6 protein-coding genes are annotated in these 26,159 nt (G+C 40.1%); all 6 read left to right on the forward strand.

What is annotated here, in order from left to right:
* Window position 1: 1 nt before the first annotated feature.
* On the forward strand, window positions 2-1,261 hold the full coding sequence (locus F6K54_RS08755; RefSeq protein WP_293076562.1) for a hydroxymethylglutaryl-CoA synthase family protein: 1,260 nt from the start codon (window positions 2-4) through the stop codon (window positions 1,259-1,261).
* On the forward strand, window positions 1,252-2,028 hold the full coding sequence (locus tag F6K54_RS08760; protein WP_293076564.1) for an enoyl-CoA hydratase/isomerase: 777 nt from the start codon (window positions 1,252-1,254) through the stop codon (window positions 2,026-2,028). The genes F6K54_RS08755 and F6K54_RS08760 overlap by 10 nt, the downstream gene beginning before the upstream one ends.
* Window positions 2,016-10,844, forward strand: a complete 8,829-nt coding sequence (locus F6K54_RS08765) for a type I polyketide synthase (RefSeq protein ID WP_293076566.1) — start codon at window positions 2,016-2,018, stop codon at window positions 10,842-10,844. The genes F6K54_RS08760 and F6K54_RS08765 overlap by 13 nt, the downstream gene beginning before the upstream one ends.
* Window positions 10,841-14,371, forward strand: coding sequence for an amino acid adenylation domain-containing protein (locus tag F6K54_RS08770; RefSeq protein ID WP_293076568.1), 3,531 nt, complete (start codon window positions 10,841-10,843; stop codon window positions 14,369-14,371). Before F6K54_RS08765 ends, F6K54_RS08770 begins: the two co-directional genes overlap by 4 nt.
* Window positions 14,372-14,547: 176 nt before the next feature.
* Entirely contained in the window at window positions 14,548-20,958 is a 6,411-nt protein-coding gene (locus F6K54_RS08775; RefSeq protein WP_293076570.1) for a type I polyketide synthase, read from the forward strand.
* Window positions 20,955-26,159 (forward strand): amino acid adenylation domain-containing protein (locus F6K54_RS08780; protein ID WP_293076572.1); only part of this gene is annotated, 5,205 nt, incomplete at its 3' end. The genes F6K54_RS08775 and F6K54_RS08780, both read left to right, overlap by 4 nt.

A 26,159-nucleotide genomic window follows, 5' to 3' on the forward strand; every position in this document is an offset into this window, starting at 1 on the left:
CATGCAACAAGTTGGAATTGAAGCACTAAATGTATATGGGGGTTCAGCTAAACTAGATGTGCGAATGCTAGGCGAAGCACGTCACTTAGACATGACTCGCTTCGATAATCTTCTGATGAAAGAGAAGACAGTTGCTATGCCCTATGAAGATCCAGTTTCCAATGCTATTAATGCAGCAAAACCTATTATTGATAGTCTCAGCGATCTGGAGAAGCAACAAATCAAAATGGTGATAGCTTGTAGTGAATCTGGCATTGATTTTGGCAAATCTATGAGCACTTATATCCATGATTATTTGGGGCTAAGTCGTAACTGCCGAATGTTTGAGATTAAGCAAGCTTGCTACTCAGGTACAGCAGGTTTACAAATGGCATTAAATTTGATTTTATCCCAAACATCTCCAGGGGCTAAAGCTTTGGTTATAGGAACTGATATATTTCGGCCTGTTGTTGTAGAGGGAGGAGAAGCTCTCAGCGAAGATTGGTCTTTTGTGGAACCAAGCAGTGGCGCTGGAGCAGTAGCTATTTTGGTCAGTGATGTTCCTAAAATTTTCCAAGTTGATGTAGGATGCAATGGTTATTATGGGTATGAAGTCATGGATACTTGCAGACCTAACCCAGACTCAGAAGCAGGAGATGCAGATTTATCATTGCTATCTTACCTAGATTGTTGTGAAAATGCTTACCGGGAATATCAAGATCGGGTAGAAGGAGTAGATTACCAAAAAACTTTTCATTACTTGAGCTTTCATACTCCTTTTGGAGGTATGGTGAAAGGGGCTCACAGAAGTATGATGCGTAAGTTTAAAAGGGCAAAACCTGTGGAGATTGAAGAGGACTTTCAGAAACGGGTGATGCCGGGATTAGTCTATTGTCAACAGGTGGGTAATATTATGGGAGCTACAGTGTTTTTATCTTTAGCTAGCATGATTGATAATGCAGATTTTAGCAAAGCCCGACGAGTTGGTATATTCTCTTATGGTTCTGGTTGTTGTTCGGAATTTTATAGTGGAGTTGTCACCCCACAAGGAAAGGAAATTCAAGCTCAACAAAAAATTTCATCACACTTAGCAATGCGTTATTCCTTAAACATGGAAGAATATGAGCAGTTACTAAGTCATAGTTCGATGGTTGCCTTTGGCACTAGAAATGTGACTCTAGATTACAAACTTTTTCCTGGTGTGTGGGAACAAATTGAAGGTAAAGGGCGCTTAGTGCTGAAAAGAATCAAGGAATTTCACCGAGAATATGAATGGGTATAGCCATGAGTTATCAAACCCTGAAAATCAGTTATCAAGATGTTGTACAAAGGATTCAGATATATCGACCTGAATCTAACAATAGCATCAATAGTCAGTTAACGATGGAATTGTTGTCAGCTTTGCAAGCTGCTGAAGCGGAAGAAGTCGTTAAAGTAGTGATATTAGAAGGACTACCTGATGTGTTTTGTACAGGGATGGATTTTGAAGAAGTGGCAACAGCAAAACAATTTGAACCAAAAGCTAGTGCGAATGGTTACTACAATATTTTGAAACAAATGTCTCAAAGTAGCAAAGTAATTTTGTCACTTGTGCGTGGTAAAGTACAGGCAGGGGGAGTTGGTTTAGTAGCAGCAAGCGATCTAGTTATTGCTGATGAAACGGCAACTTTTGTTTTATCAGAATTATTATTTGGATTATTACCAGCTTGTGTATTGCCTTTTTTGATTCGTCGAGTGGGATTTCAGAAAGCCTACCGTTTAGCACTAACGACTCAAGCTATTTCAGCATCAGAGGCCGAGAAGTGGGGATTAATAGATGAATATGGCAGTAATACTAATCAGTTAATAAGTAAATATATTCGACGTTTAAAGTATTTACCCTCATCAGGGGTGAAAGAGTTAAAAAATTATATTAATCAGTTATGGATTATTCAGGCAGAAACTCAAGATTTAGCCGTCAACGAGATTTCTAGCTTAATAGCAGAACCTACTGTTCAAGAAAAAATTAAACGTTTTCAAAAAGAAGGATTATTTCCATGGCAAACCTAAATCTTAATTTGGACTTAGTAGAGGGCAACTCTGATGTAGTACAACTGGTGGAGTTGGGTAATGGTGTCGTGCAAATCGCGATGCAAGATAAAGAAAACTGCAATATATTTTCTCCTGGAATAATTGAAGGATTATACAAATGTTTTGGTGCAGTTGCTCAAAACCAAAGTTATAAAGTAGTAATTTTGACAGGCTATGGAAATTATTTCTGTTCGGGAGGGACAAAAGAACAGTTAATCAGTATTTGGAAAGGAGACAGCAAATGTAATGATTTAGATTTTTTTAGAATAGCATTAGATTGTGAAATACCAGTAATTGCAGCTATGCAAGGTCATAGTATTGGCGGTGGTTTGGTTTTGGGATTGTATGCAGATTTAGTAGTGTTAAGTCAAGAAAGTATTTACACTACTAATTTTATGAAGTATGGTTTTACCCCAGGTGTCGGATGCACGTTAATTCTCCCTGAGAAATTCGGTGCTTTAGGGTTTGAAATGATGTATACTGCCCAAAATTATCGAGGGAAAGAATTAGCTGAACGGGGTGTTTCTTTTCCAGTTGTACCGAGAAAAGATGTGCTAGAAGTGGCTAAAAAGATAGCCTATGAAATGTCGGAAAAACCCAGACTATCTTTAATAACTTTAAAGGAACACTTAACTTCAAAAATCCGCAAAACGCTACCAGGATTTATAGATAAAGAAGTAGCTATGCACGAAATAACCTTTCACCAACCAGAGGTAGCAAGTAGAATAGAGGAACACTTTGACAAAAGGACAACGGCAAGTAATAACCCTCAAAATTTTCCTCAAGAGGCTGTAAGAAAAGAAATAAGAACAGATTCCTTGAATTGTCAACCATTTCAGTTGAAGACATTTAGTTATGGTTCGTTAAACAATTTAACTTTGGTACCTCTAGAACGTAGAGTTCCAAGCCCAAGTGAAGTTGAGGTTCAAATCAAAACTGTACCAGTTAATTTTCGGGATATACTCAATGCACTTGGTATGCTCCAAGAGTATTACGAAAAAACATTTGGCATTGCTAATGCTGAAGATCTCACTTTTGGTTTTGAAGGTGCAGGTACTATCGTAGCTGTTGGGGCAGAAGTATCGCAGTGGCAAGTCGGCGATGAAGTAATGGTAATGAGAATTCACGATGCATTTAGTAGCTTTATTATCTGCTCGCCGGACAAACTGGTGCGTAAAAATTTTAATCTGAATATGGAAGATGGAGCTAGTATTTGGGGGCCGTTTTTGACTGCATATCACGGGTTGATTAACTTAGCCAAAATTCAGCCAGGAGATAGAGTATTAATTCACGCTGCTTCAGGTGGGATTGGACAAGCAGCAATTCAGTTGGTTCAACTTTTTGGGGCGGAAGTATTTGCTACGACTAGTCCAGGTAAGATGAATTATCTCCGGGAACAGGGAATTAAGTATGTGATGAATTCTCGAACGATGGAGTTTGTAAATGATGTGATGGAATTCACTCAGGGCCGTGGGGTAGATGTTATTCTCAATAGCCTGACTCATGGAGAATACATCCAGAAAAATATAGAGATCCTCGCCGATAGAGGGCGATATGTTGAACTTGGTAAGTTGGGCATTTGGAGTCACGAGCAAGTCTATCAGAAACGCCCAGATATCAAATATTTTACTTTTGATTTGTTAGAAGAATTTGCCAAAGATAATCAATTGTTTTATCAGATATGGGATAATTTGTCACTTGAATTTGACCGCGAGCGCCTGAAGCCACTACCTTACAAAACATTTCCAATAGAAGATGTTATTAAAGCCTTTGATTATATGCGACGCGGGAAGCATTTCGGCAGGGTAGTGGTAGTTATGCCTGACTCCTATTCTGGAAAGGAAAAAGAATTGGATGCTCGGCTATCCATTGAAAATAAAATGACTAAAGAGGAACAGATATTATTTCAATTACAATCTGGTGAAGTTTCCTTAGAAAATGCGGAACAACTATTGTTAGGAAATACGGAAACAGAAACACAAGAGAAAGCTATAGCAGAAAATCAAATAGATAATATTCAAAACAAGTTAATTAACATGGATAGCTCAGAAAAAATATTATCTTTGATTAGTTCAGGAGAAATATCTTTAGAAACAGCAGAAAAATTATTATTAGAAGTAGTAGAACCAGAAGTTAAGACAGAGGTTAATGATGAGGTTAATCCTAGTCAAAATCATATACCAACTACAGATATAGCGATTATTGGTATGTCATGTAGATATCCAGGAGCGAATAACTGGAAAGAATTTTGGGAAAATTTAAAGAATGGAATTGACAGTGTAACGGAAGCTCCTCCTGGAAGATGGGAAGAAAAAAATTGGTATCATCCAGATCCAGATAATCCAGGTACTTCCTATTCAAAATGTGCCGGTTTTTTAGATGAAATTGATAAATTTGACCCTTTATTTTTTCATATTTCTCCGGAAGAAGCTTGGTTTATGGAGCCTGAGCAAAGAATATTTTTAGAAGAAGCTTACCACGCTATAGAAGATGCTGGATATGCTACAGACTCTCTTAGAGGTAAACAATATGGAGTATTTGTGGGAGTTACGGTAAATGGTGGTTATCTTAAGTTGTTGTCAATTTCAGGATTAGATGTTCATAGGATGGCGGCTACAGGAAATGGTCCGTCAATGATACCAGCAAGAATTGCCTATATGCTTGACCTTCAAGGGCCAGTAGTAGCTATTGATACTGCCTGCTCGTCGTCATTGGTAGCTGTTCATCAAGCTTGCCAAAGCATACAACGAGGAGAGAGCGAAATAGCGATCGCTGGAGGTATTACTCTTATGCCAACATCAGACTTCCAAATAATGTCAAGTCAGTTTCAAGTTGTATCTCCTGATGGACGTTGTAAGACTTTTGATGCTTCAGCATCGGGTACAGCCTGGAGCGAAGGTTGTGGTGTTCTCTTATTAAAAAGCTACAGTCAAGCAATTCAAGACAACGACCATATTTATGGAGTAATCAAAGGAACAGGAGTTAATTATGATGGTAATACTAACGGGATTAGTGCCCCTAGTAGTCAATCTCAAGCCAGTTTAGAAGAAGCAGTTTATCAGAAATTTGGAATTAACCCAGAAACTATTAGTTATGTAGAAGCTCATGGTACAGCAACACCTCTGGGAGACCCGATAGAAGTAGAAGCTTTAACAGAAGCCTTTTCTAAATGGACGAACAAAAAACAGTTTTGTGCGATTGGCTCGGTAAAAACTAATATTGGTCATTCAGCAGCGGCTGCCGGAGTTTCTGGTTTGATCAAGACAATTTTGTGCCTCAAAAATCAAAAATTAGTTCCATCCTTACATTTTAATCAACCAAACCCACATATTGACTTTGAAAATAGCCCTTTTTATGTCAATACAAAATTAAAAGATTGGGAAGTGCTTGAAGGCCAACCAAGGCAAGCTACAGTTAGTTCTTTTGGTTTTAGTGGCACTAATGCTCATATAGTTATAGAAGAGGCTCCTTCTCAAGTTAAAAGTCAGAATATTGTTGAACGTCCGATCCATCTGTTAACTCTATCTGCGAAAACAGAAAAGGCTCTAGAAGATTTAGTCAGTAATTATCAAAATTATTTAGAAACTAATCCCGAGTTACCACTAGCAGATGTATGTTATACAGCCTCTACAGGTAGAGCACATTTTAATTATCGATTAGGAGTTATTGCTTCTGAACCAAAAGCATTAATAGAGAAACTACTTGGGTGGAAAGCTCAGGAAGAATTAGTAGGACTATTTTCAGGAAAACGAAATAGCGAAGGTCATAAAATAGCATTCCTGTTCACAGGTCAAGGTTCCCAGTATGCGAATATGGGAAGGCAACTTTATGAAAAAGCACCAACTTTCCGTCAAGCTTTAGAGGAATGTGACCAAATTTTACAACCCTATCTAGAAGTACCTCTATTAGAGGTCATATACTCTGAGGATGCACAAAAGTCAAGTGATAATCTATTAGACCAAACAGCTTACACCCAACCCGCTATATTTGCCCTGGAATACGCCCTCTTTAAATTATGGGATTCATGGGGCATCAAACCTAATGTAGTCATGGGTCACAGCGTAGGAGAATATGTAGCAGCTTGCATTGCCGGAGTATTCAGTTTAGAAGATGGTCTGAAACTAATAGCCATGCGAGGAAAGTTGATGCAAAAGTTACCCTCCGGTGGTGAGATGGTATCGGTAATGGCATCAGAGTCTCAGGTAACAGAGGCTATAAAAGAATATAGTTCCCAAGTAACAATAGCAGCGATAAATGGACCAGAAAGTATAGTAATTTCTGGTGAGAGTGTAGCCATAAGAAATATTTGTAGTTTATTTGAATCAGAGGGAATAAAGACCAAGCAGCTACAAGTATCCCACGCTTTCCATTCTCCAATGATGGAACCGATGTTAGCAGAGTTTGAATCAGTAGCTAAACAAGTCACCTATAATCAACCCCAAATACCACTAATATCAAACGTCACAGGTACTGAAGTAGATGGAGAAATAACAAATGCTGAATATTGGGTAGATCATGTGCGTCAACCAGTAAGATTTGCCCAGAGTATGAAAACTCTAGAGTCGGAAGGATATGAAACCTTCCTAGAAATAGGACCGAGACCAATATTGCTAGGAATGGGAAGACAATGTGTAACAGAAGATGTAGGAGAATGGCTGCCATCATTACGTCCAGGGGTGGATGAATGGGAACAAATGCTATCAAGCTTAGGAAAATTGTATGTAAAAGGAGCCAAAATAGACTGGTCAGGGTTTGACTCTGATTATACTCGCCAGAAAGTAGTATTACCCACATATCCATTCCAGGGAGAACGTTATTGGGTAGAAACCAACAACAACTTCTGGCTTCAACGGCAATTTTCCCAAGGGGAAAACCTCCATCCCCTATTAGGTCAAAAGCTAAATTGTGCAGGGGAACAAAAAATATTTGCATCACAAATAGGAGAAAACTCACCCAACTATCTGAGGGACCACCGAGTATTTAATCAAGCACTATTTCCCATAACAGGCTACCTAGAAATAGCAATAGCAGCAGGAAATCACCAATTAAAAACATCCTTTATAGTAATAGAAGACCTAACCATAACTAGAGGATGGATACTACCAACAGGAGAATTAACCAATGCCCAAACCATACTCACCCCAATAGATAACCAAAGCTATAATTTTCAAATATTTTCTCAACCAGAACAACAGGAGTGGAGACTCCACACCACAGGAAAAATCAGAAAAGAGTCAACCCCCCCTACTCAGACAAAAGTTGACCTAGAAAAATACAAGAGTGAATGTAATCAAACAATAGAAGTCAAACAACATTATCAAAAATGTCAACAAGTAGGGATAGACTACGGGAATACCTTTCAAGGCATTCAAGAATTGTGGTCAGGTTCAAACCAAGCATTAGGTTATATCAAACTCCCCGAAGAATTGATAACACAAATAATCGACTATCATTTACATCCAGCACTATTAGATGCAGCCTTGCAAGTAATGTTTTATGCACTGCCAGCAACGGATAATGACAAAACTTATCTGTCAGCAGGAATAGAAGAATTCAGACTATATAAGACTCCCGGGCTGAGTCTATGGGCCTATGCATCAGTAACCAGTCAAGAAGTGGAAACTCCAGAAAGTTTGACGGCTATTGTCACCATAGTAACTCCAGAAGGAGAAATAATTGCCAACCTCAAAGGTTTACAAGTTAAACTAGCAACAAAACAGACCCTACTGAGAACAGAAACCGAATCAATAGAAAATTTGCTGTATGAAGTAGAGTGGAGAAACAAAGGTATTTTCGGTAAACTACTACCACCAGATTTCCTCATACCTCCTATACAAATCAACCAAAAATTAACTCCTACTCTGACAGAATTAGTAACTCAAGTAGATAATGAAACAACAGCGTCTTTTGAAACAAGCTTAGAAGAATTAAGCAGAGATTATATAGTACAAGCATTACAGTCAATGAGTTGGTCATACAAACCAACAGAAAGCTTTGCATTTGATGTAGCAGCCCAAAAATTAGGTATAGTTCCTACCCATCGACCACTGTTTAAGCGTTTGCTGCAAATATTAACAGAGTCAGGAATACTCAACTCAAAGAATCAGCAGTGGGAAGTATCACAAACCTTAGCTGAAGTCAAGCCTACGGAAAAAATCAGCAGTTTACAGAAGAAATATCCAGAAGAAACAGCAGCATTGACACTACTCTCTCGTTGTGGGTCTAAACTAAGTGGGGTATTACGAGGAGCAATAGACCCAGTAGAGTTAGTGTTCCCCCAAGGAGATTTGACAGCAGCGACTCAACTTTATGAAGACTCAACAGTAGCAAAAGTGATGAACACAATAGTAGAAAGAACCATCACCAAAGCTATAGAAAAATTACCCAAAAGCCGAGGAATCAGGTTGTTAGAAATAGGAGGGGGAACAGGAGGGACTACAAGCTATATCCTACCTCATCTAACTCCTCAGCAAACCGAATATACATTCACGGATATAGGGGCATTATTTACAACGAAAGCTCAAGAGAAATTCCGGGATTATAAGTTCATAAAGTATCAAACTTTAGACATAGAAGTAGACCCGACAACTCAAGGATTTGAGGCTCATCAATATGATGTAATTATTGCAGCTAATGTACTTCATGCAACGACAGATATGAAGCAGACATTATCTCATGTGCGAGAACTGTTAGCAGATGGGGGAATGTTGGTGTTATCTGAAGCAACAGCTAAAACAATATGGATAGATTTAGTATTTGGGTTGTTAGAAGGATGGTGGAAATTCAGGGATTATGAATTACGACCAGATTATCCTTTGTTGAGTCGTGAAAAATGGCATCATGTATTGAGAGAAACGGGTTTTACTGAAGTAGTTACTATGCCAGAAGTGGAGGGAATGGCAGAAACCTTGTCAGCACAAACAGTAATTGTAGCTAAAAGCTCTCAAAGGAAGTTAGAACAAAGGAATGATGATTCTAAGAGTTGGTTGATACTGGCAGACAAAAAGGGAGTAGGGCAACAGTTAGCGACCGTACTCCGCTCAGTAGGAGAGGTTTGTACTTTAGTATTTGCGGGAGAAAGGTATCAACAGATAGCTCCGGGAGAGTTTACTATTAATCCTAATCAAGCTAAAGATTTTGAGGAGGTAATAGAGACAGTGGCGCTTAAGTCACCATCATTGTATGGAGTGGTACAATGTTGGACGACTGAAGCGGGAGTGGGGAATGGGATTAATTCTGAGGAGTTAGGAAGTTTATCGAAGTTAGGGTGTGGCACAACTCTATCTTTAGTACAAGCATTGGTGAAAGGCGGGTTATCAACTGTCCCTCGATTATGGTTGGTGACAAATGGTGCTCAGGCGGTGCCGAATAATCATCCGGTGATACCAGGAGTAGCTCAATCTTCGGTATGGGGAATGGGGAAAGTGATTAGCTGGGAACATCCAGAGTTGAACTGTACTCGTATAGATTTGGACCCAGAGGAGACTTTAGAGGGTAAAGTTGATGGGCTATTTAAAGAAATTTGGTCGGAGGATAGGGAAGACCAGGTAGCATGGCGTGGGGATAGTCGTTATGTGGCTCGGTTGGTGGGTAGTCATCATCGGCAATTAGTGGCACAACAAGCTGATGGTAAAAGTCAAAAGCCCTTAAGTTTCCGTTCTGAAGCCAGCTATTTGATTACAGGAGGTATGGGAGGTTTGGGTTTACTGGTAGCAAATTGGATGGTGTCAAAGGGGGCTAAACATTTGATATTGTTAGGACGCCGTTCACCGGATGATGCTACGAGGAAAAAAATAACCGAGTTAGAAATGGCAGGAGCGTCGGTGGTAGTGGAAAAAGCCGATGTGACTGATTTGGAGTCGATGAAAGGGGTTTTGCAGAGGATTGAGGAGTCAAACAGACCGTTAGTAGGAGTGATTCATTCTGTGATGGTGCTATCAAATGGAGTGCTACGAAATCAGACTTGGTCTAGTTTTGAACAGGTGATGGAACCGAAAGTTCAAGGTGCTTGGCACTTGCATCAATTGACTCAAAGTCAACCATTAGACTTCTTTGTGCTGTTTTCTTCAGCAACATCTCTGTTGGGTTCACTGGGTCAGGGCATGGCAAATTATTCTGCTGCTAATGGGTTTCTTGATGGTTTAGCTCATTATCGTCGAACTATGGGATTACCGGGATTGAGTATCCATTGGGGACCAGTTTCTCAAGTGGGACGAGCGCTCGGGCGAGATACAGAGACAGCCGCTATGCTCAGTAAGAATGGGATGGGTTTAATATCTCCGGCTCAGGTATTGGAGTCTTTGGAACTATTGATGAGTAGTTCGGATGTGGAAGTAGGGGTGATGCCTATTGAGTGGTCAGGGTGGCAGGAGAGAGTGGCACAGTGGCCGTTTTTAGTGGATTGGCAGGAAACTATATTGGAGGTAGCCCAACCATCGAAGTCAGATTTTCTGTTAAAGTTGGAGGCTACACCACCTAATGAGCTTCGGTTGTTGTTGGTGGCTCATGTGCGTCGTCAGGTGGCTCAAGTGTTGAGAATTAGTCATCCTGAATCAATTGAAATGGATACAGGGTTTTTTGATTTGGGTATAGACTCTTTGACTTCTGTGGAGTTGAGGAATAAGTTGCAAGGTAGTTTAAAGTGTTCAGTACCTTCTACTGTAACTTTGGACTACCCTACCATTAAGGCATTGGTAGAATATTTATATGAACAGCTATTGTTAGAACAAGTTAGTTACTCAAATACTGTACCAACTGAAGAAATCAATGAAGATAGGGAGGAGATTACTCTATGAAACTGACCGAAATTCTATCTCAAATCTCTAGCCAAAACATTAAATTATGGACTGAAGGTGATGAGTTAAAAATTAGTGCTCCCAAGGGAACGTTAACCAAAGAAATTCGCGATTTATTATCCCAAAATAAACTTGAATTAGTCGGTTTACTTCGGCAAAAGAGTAGTAATATCAGTGCCACATCTAGTTGGCCGACCCTGATTCCGGCTCCTGAGGAAAGGTATCAACCATTTCCATTGAATGCAATCCAACAAGCTTATTGGATAGGTCGCAATGGATTCTTTAATTTAGGCAATATTGCGACCCATGTATACATAGAATTAGATTGTGAAAACTTAAATTTGGAACGCGTCAACCAAGCCTGGATGCAATTAATTGAGCACCATGAAATGATGCGGATGGTAGTTTTAGCGGACGGCAACCAGCAAATACTCGAGCAAGTGCCTCCCTATGAAATTGAAGTTTTGGATTTGTCCGGAGAGTCTCCTCAAACAATTGCTTCAGAGCTAGAGAATATTCGCAATCAGATGTCCCATCAGGTGTTACCAACAAACCAGTGGCCTTTGTTTGATTTACGGGCTGCCCGTTTGAATGAACAATGGTGCCGTTTGTATATCGACATCGATATGTTGATCTTGGATGGCTTGAGTTTCTATATGTTATTTGAGCAGTGGGCGCAACTGTACAAGGAGCCAGAGAGTGAACTACCAGCAACGGAAATCTCGTTCCGAGACTATGTGCTAGCAGAATTGGCACTCAAAGATAGTCCTCAGTATCTCCGTTCTCAGCAATATTGGTTCAACCGCATCGATGAGCTACCTCCGGCACCAGAAATGCCCCAAGCGAAAATAACATCTGCAATCACCAACCCTCGCTTCAAGACTTACACATCTAGACTATCTACGACGAATTGGCAACAGTTAAAACACAAGGCCCGGAAAGCAGATTTAAGCCCATCAGGAGTATTGTTAAGTGCTTTTGCCTATATATTAAATTACTGGAGTAAAAGTCCAAAGTTTACTATCAATCTGACTATATTTAACCGTCTGCCCTTACACCCTCAGGTTAATGAGCTTTTGGGTGATTTCACCTCGAATATTTTGCTGGCGGTGGATCACTCACAAGCAGTTCCATTTATTAGTCGTGCTCAAAAGTTGCAAAAACTGCTCTGGGTAGATTTAGAACATCGGTATATCAATGGAGTAGAAGTGCAGCGAGAGTTACATCGCCGAGGGCGTAGTCAACCAATGGGGGTGGTGTTTACTAGCATGTTAGGCTTCGAGTATCTAGTTGATGAAAGGTTGGGAAGAAGACTTGGTTTGGACGAATTCGGAGAGGAAGTGTATAAAGTAGGTACAACACCTCAAGTGTGGCTGGATAATGTAGTCGCTGAGAAAAACGGAGCATTGATATTTAATTGGTATGCCGTTGAAGCGCTATTCCCGGAAGGTTTAATAGATAAAATGTTTGAGGCTTATTGTGATTTGCTTCAGCAGCTAGCTACCTCGGACGAACCTTGGATGGAAACTTACTTCCAATTATTACCAACTGCCCAGCTAGCACTACAAGCACAAGTAAATCAGACCACTCAATCTTTGCCTGAAGGGCTCTTGCATGGCTTGTTTGTTGAGAACGTAAAAGTTCAAGGTCAAGAGATAGCTGTGATTAGTCCCCAGAAAAGCCTAACTTATGAAGAACTGTATCAACGGTCTCATCAATTAGGACATGGATTACGTAAATTAGAAGTCAAACCGAATGAGCTAGTAGCCGTAGTCATGGAAAAAGGTTGGGAACAGGTAGTAGGGGTATTGGGTATCTTGATGTCTGGTGGAGCTTACCTACCGATAGACCCTGCACTACCTCAGGAACGCCAGTGGTATCTACTTGAGCAAGCAGAAGTCAAACAAGTATTGACTCAAACTCACCTCAAACAGTCCCTGAGTTGGCCTGAGGGAATTAACTGCTGGTCTGTAGATAGTGAAGAGCTAGCAGTAGAAAATCCGACTCCCTTAGAACCAGTACAAACTCCAGAAGATTTAGCCTATGTGATTTACACTTCCGGTTCTACAGGTTTACCCAAGGGTGTAATGATCGATCATCGGGGAGCTGTAAATACAATCCTAGACATTAATCAACGGTTTGAAGTCAGAGCATCAGACAGGGTATTGGCCTTAGCAAATTTGAACTTTGACCTATCAGTATACGACATCTTCGGCGTGCTAGGAGCAGGAGGAACTATAGTGATGCCACCGCCAGAAGCAGCCAAAGACCCTGCTTGCTGGATAGAATTAATTGAAACCCATCAAGTGACTCTATGGAACTCAGTTCCTCCTTTGATGCAGATGTTGGTAGAACATTTATTCGGAACTTCAAGAGTGCCAGTAGAGGGTTTGCGAGTGGTTATGCTGAGTGGGGATTGGTTACCAGTAGACTTACCAGAAAAAATCCAGTCTCTGTGGCCTAATGTTCAAGTTATGAGTTTAGGTGGAGCAACAGAAGCATCAATCTGGTCAATTGGTTATAAGATTGAAAAGGTTGATCCTAATTGGAAGAGTATTCCCTACGGTAAACCCCTGTTGAATCAACGTTTCTATGTACTCAATGAATTGATGGAAGCTAGACCAGTTTGGGTACCTGGACAACTTTATATTGGAGGTGTAGGATTAGCTAAGGGATATTGGAAAAATGAGGAAAAAACCAAAGCTAGCTTTATTACCCACCCAGTTACTCAAGAGAGATTATACAAAACAGGAGATTTAGGAAGATATTTACCTGATGGTAATATTGAGTTTTTAGGTAGAGAGGACTTCCAAATCAAAATCAATGGTTATCGTGTTGAACTGGGAGAAATTGAAGCAGCATTAAAGCAATTTCCGGGAATTAAGGAAGCAATTGTTACTACTATAGGAGATTCAGAACAAAACAAACGTTTAATTGCTTATGCTGTGCTAAAGCAACAGCCTGTTACTACTGAAAATCAGATAGAAGAACAAGATAAAATTAGCCAACTCGATCAGGACTTAAATTCTGTTTCTCAACAGTTGCGTAAGTACCTAAGGCAAAGACTACCAGAGTATATGGTTCCTTTTAAGTATGTTATTTTGGAAGCTTTCCCACTAACTGCTAATGGCAAAGTAGACCGTAAACGATTGCCAGAACCTCAAGTAGAAACTATGACCACAACTAAATATATACCACCTCAAACAAAAATAGAGCAACAAATTACTGCTGTTTGGCGAGAGGTTCTTCAGATGGAAAAAGTCGGAATTCACGATATTTTCTTTGAGATAGGGGGCAATTCTGTACATATTATCCGAGTGCATAGCAAATTGCAAGAACTATTGGGCATAGAACTAAAAGTAGTTGACTTATTTACTAACCCAACCGTTCATTCATTAAGCGAGTTTATTATTAATTGCGGTGCAGCAGAATTAAATAAACAGAGTAAAATTAGTTATGAGAAGCGTGTCAGTAAACGTCTCTCTAAGAAAAATGAAAGGGGTAATATTCGAAAAAAACTCCATTAGACTTATCCAAAAATGCCGATTTTGAACGGCGGGGTAAGGGTTTTAGAACCTTTTTTGGAGATGTCTATTCTCAAAAATAAGTGCCAATAATGATAGGGTCTAAAAGTAAAAATCTAGCACTTAATTATTAGCGGTACTGCGTAAGTTCTGTATTAAACATAATTAAAGGTAATCAAATGAACCAACCAGAAGAAGAACAACAATATCACAATAATGAAATTGCTATCATAGGGATGTCTGGACGTTTTCCAGGGGCAAGAAACCTGGAGGAGTTTTGGGATAATCTCAAGAAGGGTGTTGAATCTATCTCATTATTATCAGATAAACAGTTAAGAGAATCTGGCATTACACCAGAAATACTTAATGCTCCCAACTATCTAAAAGTTAATGGTACGGTTTCAGACATCGATATGTTTGATGCTAACTTTTTTCAGTATAGTCCTAAAGAAGCAATAGAAATAGACCCACAACAACGATTTTTTTTAGAGTGCGCCTGGGAAGCAATAGAAAGTAGTGGTTATAACCCAGAAAACTATGAAGGTTCAATTGGGGTTTATGCTGGTAGTGCAATGCCTAGCTATTTAATGTCTAATCTTGGAGGCCTAGATTTTCTTCTACTGGATCATCACTCCTTTACCCAAATGCTAGGTAATGACAAAGATTACTTAGCAACCCGCGTCGCTTACAAACTAAATCTTACCGGACCAGCGCTGAATGTTCAAACAGCTTGCTCCACTTCATTAGTTGCAGTACATTTAGCTTGTCAAAGTTTGCTCTATGGAGAATGTGATATGGCTCTGGCAGGTGGTGTTTCTATCCAAATCCCTCAAAATGTGGGATATTTACATCAGGAGGGATCTATCTCCTCCCAAGATGGTCATTGTCGGGCCTTTGATGCCAGAAGTACCGGAACAGTATATGGTAATGGTGTGGGAGTTGTGTTACTTAAACCACTGCAAGATGCTATAGGGGATGGAGATTGTATTCATGCTGTAATTAAGGGTTCGGCGATTAATAATGATGGTTTTTTGAAACAGAGTTATACTGCTCCCAGTGTGAATGGTCAAGCAGCGGTGATTTCTGAAGCTCAAGCTGTAGCTGATGTATCTCCAGAAACAATTACATATATAGAAGCTCATGGCACGGGGACGAAGTTAGGAGATCCTATTGAAATTGAAGCTTTAACAAAGGCTTTTTCAGAGCATACAGATAAAAAACAGTTTTGCGCCATAGGTTCCCTCAAAACAAATGTGGGGCATATGAATACGGCAGCAGGGGTGGGAGCATTGATCAAAACGGTTTTGGCTCTCAAACATAATTTAATACCTCCGAGTTTACACTATGAGAAACCTAATCCCCAGATTAATTTTAGCGATAGTCCGTTTTACGTCAACAATACTTTGTCTGAATGGAAACATAACGGCACTCCTCTACGAGCAGGAGTTAGTTCTTTTGGTGTAGGTGGTACCAATGCTCATGTAATTATAGAAGAAGCACCTTCTCAAGTCAAAAGTCAGAACGTTATTGAACGTCCAATTCATCTATTAACTCTGTCAGCAAAAACAGAAAAGGCTTTAGAAGATTTAGTCAGTAATTATCAAAATTATCTAGAAACTAATCCCGAATTAGAACTAGCAGATGTATGCTATACGGCCTCGACAGGCAGATCCCATTTTAATCATCGACTAGGAGTGATTGCATCTGAGCCCACAGAATTAATAGACAAACTGCTGGGGTGGAAAACTCAGTCAGGATTAGTAGGAGTATTTTCAGGACAACCAAATAGTGAAAGTCTCAAAATAGCCTTTCTCTTCACAGGTCAAGGTTCCCAGTATATAAATATGGGAAGACAACTGTATGAACAAGCACCGACCTTCCGTCAAGCTCTAGAGCAATGTGACCAAATTCTCCAACCCTATCTAGAAACATCTCTCTTAGAAATCATCTACCCCAAAGATGTACAAAAGTCAAGTCTTTTAGACCAAACAGCTTACACCCAACCTGCCATATTTGCCCTGGAATACGCCCTCTTTAAATTATGGGATTCATGGGGAATCAAACCCAATGTAGTCATGGGTCACAGCGTCGGAGAATATGTAGCAGCTTGTATTGCCGGAGTATTCAGCCTAGAAGATGGTCTCAAACTAATAGCCATGCGGGGACAGTTGATGCAAAAGTTACCCTCCGGTGGTGAGATGGTATCTGTAATGGCATCAGAATCTCAGGTAACAGAGGCCATAAAAAAATATACTTCCCAAGTAACAATAGCAGCAGTTAACGGACCAGAAAGCATAGTAATTTCTGGTGAGAGTGGAGCCATAACAAGTATTTGTGCTATCCTAGAATCAGAAGGAATTAAGACAAAACAACTACAAGTATCCCATGGCTTCCACTCCCCATTAATGGAAGCAATGTTAACAGAATTTGAAGCAGTGGCCAAACAGGTCACCTATAATCAACCAAAAATACCACTAATATCAAATGTCACCGGTACTGAAGTAGGTGCAGAAATAACCACTGCTGAATATTGGGTGGGTCATGTGCGTCAACCAGTAAGATTTGCTCAGAGTATGAAAACTCTAGAAAAGCAAGGATATGAAACATTCCTGGAAATTGGACCGAAACCAATATTGTTAGGCATGGGAAGGCAATGCGTAACAGAAGATGTGGGAGAATGGTTGCCATCATTGCGTCCAGGAGTGGATGAGTGGCAGCAAATGCTCTCAAGCTTAGGAAAATTGTATGTAAAAGGAGTAAAAATAGATTGGTCAGGGTTTGACTCTGATTATAGTCGTCAGAAAGTAGTATTGCCCACATATCGATTCCAACGAGAACGTTATTGGATAGAAACCAAAAAAGCCCAACTACTCAATTGGCGAAAAACCCAAAATCAACATCCCCTACTCGGTGAAAAACTCCACCTAGCAGGAATAGAAAATCAAGACCGTTTTCAATCGTACCTAGCAGAAAAATCTCCAAGTTATCTCAGTGACCACAGAGTATTTGAAAAAGCACTATTCCCAGCTACAGGGTATCTAGAAATAGCATACTCAGCAGCCAAAGAACTATTCAGTTCACCCCAAGTAACAGTAACAGACGTATTCATAGTCAGAGGTTTAATTCTACCAGAAACAGAAACCAAAAGAATACAAACAGTCCTCACCCGCCAAGAAAATAATAACTATAAATTTGAAATATTCAGCACATCAGAAGCCGAAGAACAACAGAAACCCCAATGGACATTGCACATCCAAGGGAAAATATCCACTGACTCAGCTCCAACTCCAGAAGCCAAAATCAACCTAGAAAAATACAAGAGTGAATGTAATCAAGTAATAGACATTAAAGAGCATTACAAATACTTTAGAAACAATGGAATTGACTATGGCAGCAGTTTCCAAGGAATCAAACAACTGTGGAAAGGTCAAGGAAAAGCCCTAGCCGAGGTCTGCTTAAGTGAAGAATTAACAACACAAGTAGTAGACTATCACATACATCCAGCTCTATTAGACCTCTGCTTACAAATTACAATTCATACCAAACCAACAAAACCAACAGACAAAACATACCTACCAATAGGAATAGAAAAATGGAAATTGTCTAAATCTCCAGGAACAAAAAGAGTTTGGGTGATAGCTGAAACCCCATCAGAAAGTAGCCTAATATCAAACACCAAACTGGTAGATGACGAAGGAACAATACTGGCCGAACTGCAAGGACTCAGGGGAAGAGAAACAACAGTATCAGAACTCTTAAGAAGTCTACAACCAGACATCAATAATTGGTATTATCAAATCAACTGGCAAACCCAACCCCTGGCCAGCCCAGCATCTAAACTTACCACCCAAAAATGGTTAATCTTAGCAGAAGATACTCAAGTGCAACTATTAAAAGCCCTAGAAAAAAAAGGTCATCAGTGCATTCAAGTATCACCAGGAAAAAAATATCAACAACTAGGACCACAAAAATATCAAATAAATCCTACCAGTAGCCAAGAATTTCAACAACTACTACAAGAAAATCAAGGAATAACAGGAATAGTACACCTATGGGGAATCAAAAAACTTGAAAACAAAGACAACCTAGAACTAGAAACAATTCTTGCACAAAGTTGTGGCTCAGTGCTGCATCTAGTACAAGGAATTATCAAAAGTCAACCCGCCCAAAATCCCCAACTGTGGCTAATAACTCAAGGAACCCAGAACGTACTCTCAAATACAGAAGTCATCAACCCAGAATACGGAAGTTTATGGTCACTAGGACAAGTTATCACCCTAGAACACCCAGAATTAAAGTGTAAACGCATCGACTATGACCCCAACATAGAACCGACTCAAATAGCCGAGTCCCTAGAAGCGGAACTATTATCACAAGAAGTAGAAGACCAAATAGCCATACGTCAAGGTCAACGTTACGTAGCCAGACTCGAACAAAAACAACAGGATGAGCAAGTCCAACCAGTGCAATTAAAACTGGCAGAATATGGAGTGATAGACAACCTTACATGGCAGCCAATGCAGCGTCGTACTCCAGAAGCTGACGAAATAGAAATCAAAGTAGCCACAGTAGGATTAAACTTCAGAGACGTACTCAACGCCCTAGGATTACTTAAAGACTACTACGCCCAAAACTTAGGAATTACAAGTGCAGAGCAACTCAGATTCGGATTTGAATGTGCCGGAACAATATCCGCGGTAGGAGAAGAAGTATCACAGTGGCAGGTAGGAGACAAAGTGATAGCCACAATGGCGTCGGATGGGTTCAGTAGTTTTGTGACAACAAAAGCCACAAATATAATCCCTCTACCGGAAAAAATGAGTTTCCCAGAAGCAGCGACCTTACCCCTAACCTTCTTGACTGCCTACTACGGGTTGCAGCACCTAGCTCTAATCCAACCAGGAGAGCGGGTATTAATTCATGCAGCAGCAGGAGGTGTAGGACAAGCCGCAGTGCAAATAGCTCAACTAGCAGGAGCGGAAATCTTAGCCACAGCAAGTCCGAGTAAATGGGAATTTCTCAAATCCCTAGGAATTAAGCATGTGATGAACTCCCGCACCCTAGATTTTAGCCAAGAAATCATGGAGATCACAGGAGGAGAAGGAGTAGATGTAGTCCTCAATAGTCTCAATGGAGAGTACATACCCAAGAACTTGGAAGTATTAGCTCCAGGAGGCAGATTTGTGGAAATCGGCAAAATCGGAATTTGGGAGACAGAGCAAGTCAAAGAAAAGCGACCAGATGTCAGTTACTATCCCTATGATTTAGGAGAAGTAGCCCAAGAACAACCAGGTTTAATGGGTCAATTATTAGAGGAATTAACCAAGGAATGGAACCAAGGAAGACTCAAAGCCTTACCTTATAAAACTTTCTCCAGTACAGAAATTACGGCAGCCTTCCGATATATGCAGCAAGCCAAACATATAGGGAAGGTAGTGGTGGAAATGTCAGAAGTGAGCGCAACTCAAAAGTCAATCCAACCAGAAGCCAGTTATTTGATTACAGGAGGTTTAGGAGCTTTAGGCTTAGTAGTAGCTCAATGGATGGTTAAGGAAGGAGCCAAACATATAGTATTAATGGGGCGTAGTGGTCCTGGTGAAACAGCACAAAAAAACATAGAGGAGTTAGAAGCGGCAGGAGCTAAGGTGAGTGTGTTGTTAGGGGATGTTTCTGTGCCAGAGGATGTGGAGGAAATTTTCCAGCAGATGGGAGAGTCATTACCCCCACTCAAAGGTGTAATTCATACGGCCGGGGTATTGGATGATGGGTTACTGCAAAACATGAGTTGGCAGCAGTTTACTAAGGTTATGGCTCCCAAGGTGCAGGGTACTTGGTATTTGCATCAGCAAACCCAGGAATTAGAATTAGATTTCTTTGTTTGTTTCTCGTCTATAGCTTCAATGTTAGGGAATTCAGGTCAAGGAAATTATGCAGCAGCTAATGGGTTTATGGACACGTTAGCTAGTTATCGTCGTGGTATGGGTTTACCAGGATTAAGTATTAATTGGGGAGCGTGGGCAAAAGGAGGAATGGCAGCGCGTTTAGGGACTCAGCATCAGAGTCGTATGGAAAGTAGTGGAATGAGAACAATTCAGCCAGAGGAAGGGATGGTGGCATTGGAAAACTTGTTATCAAGGTCTCAAAGCCAAGTAGGAGTGTTTCCGGTGAATTGGTCACAGTTTTGGACACAAGTACCTGGTGTGGAGAAAATGCCATTGTTGTCAGGGTTGCTTTCAACTAAACCATCACTGCCTCAAAAATCAGGGTTTTTAGAACAATTAAAATTAGTTTCCTTCATGGAAGGAGAAAAGATATTAATTTCTTATCTCCAAAATGAAGTAGCTCGAGTATTAGGTATTAAAAATCATCTAGATATACACAAACCTTTAATTGAAATGGGATTGGACTCTTTAATGTCAATCGAGCTAAGACATAAAATTAAAAATGAGCTAGGAGTGGATGTTCCAATGACAAAATTTATCGAAGGAATCACCATTGCTGCTCTCTCAAATCAACTAAATCAACAACTGAATCAAAGCGATAGCACAGATAATATTAAAGAAAATAACTGGATAGAGGTAGACCTATGAACTTAATTGAATTCTTACAAGACCTTTCCCTCAAAGGGGTAAAATTATGGACTGATGGAGGAAAGTTAAGAACTGGAGGTTCCCAAGAAGTACTGACAACTGATGTTATTGCCCAACTAAAGCAGTACAAATCAGAAATATTACGGTTACTAAAGGAAAATCCAGATATATGCCAAGTTTATCCCCTGTCTTATGGTCAAAAAGGTCTCTGGTTTTTGTGGCAGCTATCACCCCAGAGCCATAATTATAATCTGTCATTTGCGATTAGGATCTACTCCAAAGTAGATATAACTATTTGGCAACAAGTTTTTCAAGCTCTAAGGGAAAGGCATCCGTTGCTACGGAGTACATTCCCGAATTTGGGCGAACAACCAATCCAACAAATACATCAACATCAAGAGTTAGACTTCTTACAGATAGATGCTTCTAGTTGGAGTGAAGAGGAGTTAAATAAAAAGGTAGTTGCAGCTCACAGATATCCTTTTAACCTAGAAACAGAACAAGTGATGCGAGTTAGGTGGTTCACTTGCTCGGAAGCAAACCATATTATGTTACTGACAATACACCACATTGTTTTAGATGGTTGGTCATACAACTTAATTGCTCAAGAGCTGCCACAACTGTACGAATCTCAACTAAATGGGCTTGAGGTATCCCTACCACCACTACAGTATTCTTATCAAGATTATGTTAGTTGGCGACAGGAGTTAGTAGAAGGACCAGAAGGAGAACAACTATGGAGCTATTGGCAACAAAAATTGGGCGGAGAATTACCTGTATTGAATTTGCCCACAGATAGACCACGACCTCCTATACAGACTGATAATGGTGGCAGCTACTCCTTCAAGTTATCTCAAAAGCTGACTGAACAACTAAAGGAACTAGCTAAAACAGAGAGAGCAACTCTTTATATGACTCTGTTGGCTGCTTTTGAAGTGCTTCTGTATCGTTACACAGGTCAAGAGGATATCTTGGTAGGATCGCCTACATATGGTGGTAGGACTAAAGAGGAGTTTGCCTCTATTGTTGGTTACTTCGTTGACGCAGTAGTGATGAGGGCAGATTTGTCAGGGAGTCTCTCTTTTAGAGATTTTCTATCTCAAGTCCGCCAAACAGTCATGGAAGCGTTAGCTCATCAAGATTATCCCTTTGCTTTATTGGTAGAGAAGTTAAAGGTAGAACGTGACTCCAGTCGTTCCCCTCTTTTTCAGGCTTGCTTTCTACTGCAAAAATTCCTGGAATCTCAAGATCAAGCAAAGGTGTTTTTTAGCACGGAAAAAACCTTGATGAAATGGGCCGGACTTGAAGTAGAAGCATTTTTACTAGATCAATATGAAGGTCAATATGATTTATTACTGGAAATGTTTGAAGAGGACTCATCTATGGTTGGGTTCTTAAAATACAATGCTGACCTATTTGACGAGCAAACTATTGCTCGAATGGTTGGTCATTTCCAGAACTTATTAGAAGGGATAGTGAACGATCCGCAGCAGAGAGTAACAGCACTACCATTAATGACAGAGCCAGAGCTAGACCAAATACTGGTGGAGTGGAACAATACTAAAACAGATTATCCCAAAGATAAATGTATCCATCAGTTATTTGAGGAGCAGGTAGAAAACAACCCAGATGCAGTAGCAGTAGTATTTGAACAACAAAAGCTGACCTATTCCCAATTAAACAGCAAAGCCAATCAACTAGCCCATTACTTGCAAAAATTGGGAGTCAAACCAGAAACCCTAGTGGGAATATGTGTAGAGCGCTCAGTGGAGATGGTAGTAGGAATACTCGCCATACTCAAAGCCGGAGGAGCTTATGTGCCATTAGACCCGAACTATCCCCAAGAACGCCTAGAATATATGTTCGCTGACTCTCAAGTGTCAGTGTTACTAACTCAAGAACAATTATTAGCTCAACTCCCCCAACATCAAGCCCAAGTAGTTTTTCTAGATAGAGATTGGGAAAAAATAGCAACTGAAACAGCAGAAAAAGTAGAGAGTGAAGTCAGCCCCCAAAATTTAGCTTATGTAATTTATACGTCAGGTTCCACAGGTAAACCGAAAGGAGTCTTAGTAGAACACAAAGGACTGTGTAATCTGGCTACAGTTCAAGTTCAAGCATTTCAAGTCAACTCAAACAGCAGAGTCGTTCAGTTCGCATCATTAAGTTTTGATGCCTCCATCTCGGAAATAGTCATGGCTTTAGGTTCAGGAGCCAGTTTGTATCTGGGCAGCCGAAATACCTTAATGCCTGGAGTGGGTATGAGTCAGTGGTTGCACAACAACAAAATTACCCATATCACCATACCCCCCTCAGCTCTGGCAGTGATGCCCAAAGAGGAATTACCTGATTTAAAGACCATAGTGGTAGCAGGAGAAGCTTGCCCACCAGAGCTAATATCTCAGTGGTCTGTGGGGCGACAATTTGTGAACGCTTACGGACCAACAGAATCAACAGTATGTGCTACCATGGCCGAATGCTCGCCAGAGTCTTCTGTGCCATCCATAGGTAGGGCGATCGGCAATACTCAAATTTACATCCTAGACAGAAATTTACAACCAGTCCCCATCGGAGTACCTGGTGAAATTTATATCGGTGGTGTTGGTGTAGCTCGTGGCTATCTTAACCAACCTCAATTAACACAGGAAAAATTTATTTCCCATCCTTTGAGGAATTTAACCGAGGAGAGGCTTTACAAAACAGGAGATTCAGCTCGTTACTTACCGGATGGCAATATTGAGTTTCTTGGTCGTATAGATAATCAGGTGAAGATACGAGGTTTCCGAATTGAACCTGGAGAAATTGAATCAATGCTCACGAGGCATCCCCAAGTCCAACAAGCTGTAGTAATTGACAGGGAAGATACTCCAGGAAACAATCGGTTGGTAGCATATTTTGTTCCCGAACCAGAGTTTGAACAAAATGTCCAGGAGATGGAAGGCATAGAACTTTGGCCATCAGTAGCAGAATACTATGTTTATGATGAGTTATTGTACTATGCAATGACTAATGATCATCGTCGAAACCAAAGTTATCAAGTAGCAATTAATCAACTTGTTAAAGATCGAGTAGTAGTAGAAATTGGTACAGGTAAGGATGCTATTTTAGCAAGATTTTGTGCCAAAGCAGGAGCTAAGAAAATCTATGCCATTGAGAGAGACCAAGAAACCAGTCAGTTAGCTAAAGCTAGCGTGGATAAGCTGGGATTATCGGCACAAATTGAAATCATACATGGAGATGCGATGACGGTTAACCTACCAGAGTTAGCAGATGTATGTGTTTCGGAAATTGTGGGAGCTATTGGTGGATGTGAAGGAGCAGCGGTAATTATTAATAATACCAGAAGGTTTTTGAAGCCAGATGGTGCGATGATTCCCGAAAGAAGTGTAACTAAGATTGCAGCAGTAACTCTTCCAGAACCGTTACTTAATCAACCCAGGTTTACAAAGGTTTCTGGTTATTATACCCAGAAAATATTTGAACAGGTTGGGTATCCTTTTGATTTACGGGTTTGTATTAAAGGATTTCCTCAAGCAAATTTACTTTCCAATCGAGAAATATTTGAGGATTTAGATTTTAATAAATCTGTAGATACAGAGTTGACTCATAAAATTAAGTTAAGGATAGAAAAATCAGGCAGATTAGATGGTTTTCTGGTCTGGTTAAATTTGCATACTATTGAGGGTGAGTGTATAGATATTCTCGAACATGAACATTGTTGGTTACCAGTTTATTTTCCAGTGTTTGAGCCTGGTATTGATGTGAGTGAAGGAGATGTGATTGAAGCTGTTTGTAGCCGAAAGCTTTGTGAAAATAATCTGAATCCAGATTATGCTATCCAAGGACGTATTATCAGGCAACAAGGAGAAGATATTGATTTTGAACACATTTCTTATCACTGGAAACAACAGTTTAAGCAAACTCCTTTTTATCAAAGGTTATTTGCAGAAAATGAAACAGTTAGCACTTCTAACTTACAAATATTAGATACTCACATCAACAGTTGGCAAAACCTATTTAACCAACAAATTGAAGAAGACAAAAGTAAAGTAAAAGATCGATTATTCAATATCTCAGGTTGGAGTAGCAGTTATGACAACCAATCCTTACCAGAAGAGCAAATGCGAATTTGGGCAGGGGATATTGTAGCTCAAGTTTTAGCACATAAACCTAAAAAAGTATGTGAAATAGTTTTTGGAACCGGGTTGCTACTATTTGAAATTGCACCCCAAACCCAAGCCTATTATGGCGTTTGTCTATCTAGTATTTCACTAGAGTATATCCAACAACAAATACTCCAGAAACCAGGGAAATATGCTCATGTCAATCTAGCACAGAAAAGAGCAGATGATATCGGTGAGATATCAGCTCAAAACTTCGATGTGGTGATTCTCAACTCAGTAATTCAATATTTTCCGAATGTAGAGTATTTGTTACAAGCAATATCTGAAGCAATTCGGATAGTCAAACCAGGAGGAATAATTATCCTGGGAGATGTCAGGAATTTTTCGTTAATAAAAGCATTTCATAGTTCGGTGGAACTGTATCAAGCAACTCCATCACTGTCAGTAGAACAACTCCAGGCCAAGATAGATACAAAAATACAGCAGGAGAAGGAGTTGTTAGTGTCACCAGAGTTGTTTGTAGCTCTCAAAGAAAAACATCCAGAAATAACTCATGTACAAATACGTTTACAGAGGGGAAGAGAACACAATGAACTGAATAAGTATAGGTATAGCGTACTGTTGCATATAGAAGCTCAACCAGAAACAGTAATAACACCAACTGTAGAAAGTGGAGCTGCTCTAAGTATTCAAGAGATAGAAACTTATCTGCGAGAGCAAGAACCCGAATCTGTTTGCTTTAGTGGTTTAGTCAATAGCAGAGTAGCTAACGATGTAGAGTTGGTAGAGTTGCTATCACAGCCAGAATCAAAACAGAATGTGCAGCAGTTAAGAGGAAAGTTAGAGTCAAAGGAAACCAAGAGCATCGACCCAGAGAGGTTATATGAACTAAGTGCTTCTTGTGGGTATAGTTTAGAGTTGTGTTGGTCAGCAGAAGGTAGTCCGAAATTGATGGATGGGGTATTTGTGCGCAGTGAGTTAGCAAAAGAGGGAATCGTGTTAACACCCCTAACTCAAAAATCGGTGGTGGCAGGTAACTGGGAGAATTATGGGAATAATCCGTTGATCGGGGAGCAG

It is taken from the genome of Okeania sp. SIO3B5, from assembly GCF_010692555.1.
Lineage (GTDB): Bacteria > Cyanobacteriota > Cyanobacteriia > Cyanobacteriales > Microcoleaceae > Okeania.

What these genes read in the sequence shown, in the direction of transcription:
- F6K54_RS08755 (WP_293076562.1), top strand. Translation starts at nt 2, where the DNA reads ATGCAACAAGTTGGAATTGAAGCACTAAATGTATATGGGGGTTCAGCT.
- F6K54_RS08775 (WP_293076570.1), top strand. Translation starts at nt 14,548, where the DNA reads ATGAACCAACCAGAAGAAGAACAACAATATCACAATAATGAAATTGCT.
- F6K54_RS08765 (WP_293076566.1), top strand. Translation starts at nt 2,016, where the DNA reads ATGGCAAACCTAAATCTTAATTTGGACTTAGTAGAGGGCAACTCTGAT.
- F6K54_RS08760 (WP_293076564.1), top strand. Translation starts at nt 1,252, where the DNA reads ATGGGTATAGCCATGAGTTATCAAACCCTGAAAATCAGTTATCAAGAT.
- F6K54_RS08770 (WP_293076568.1), top strand. Translation starts at nt 10,841, where the DNA reads ATGAAACTGACCGAAATTCTATCTCAAATCTCTAGCCAAAACATTAAA.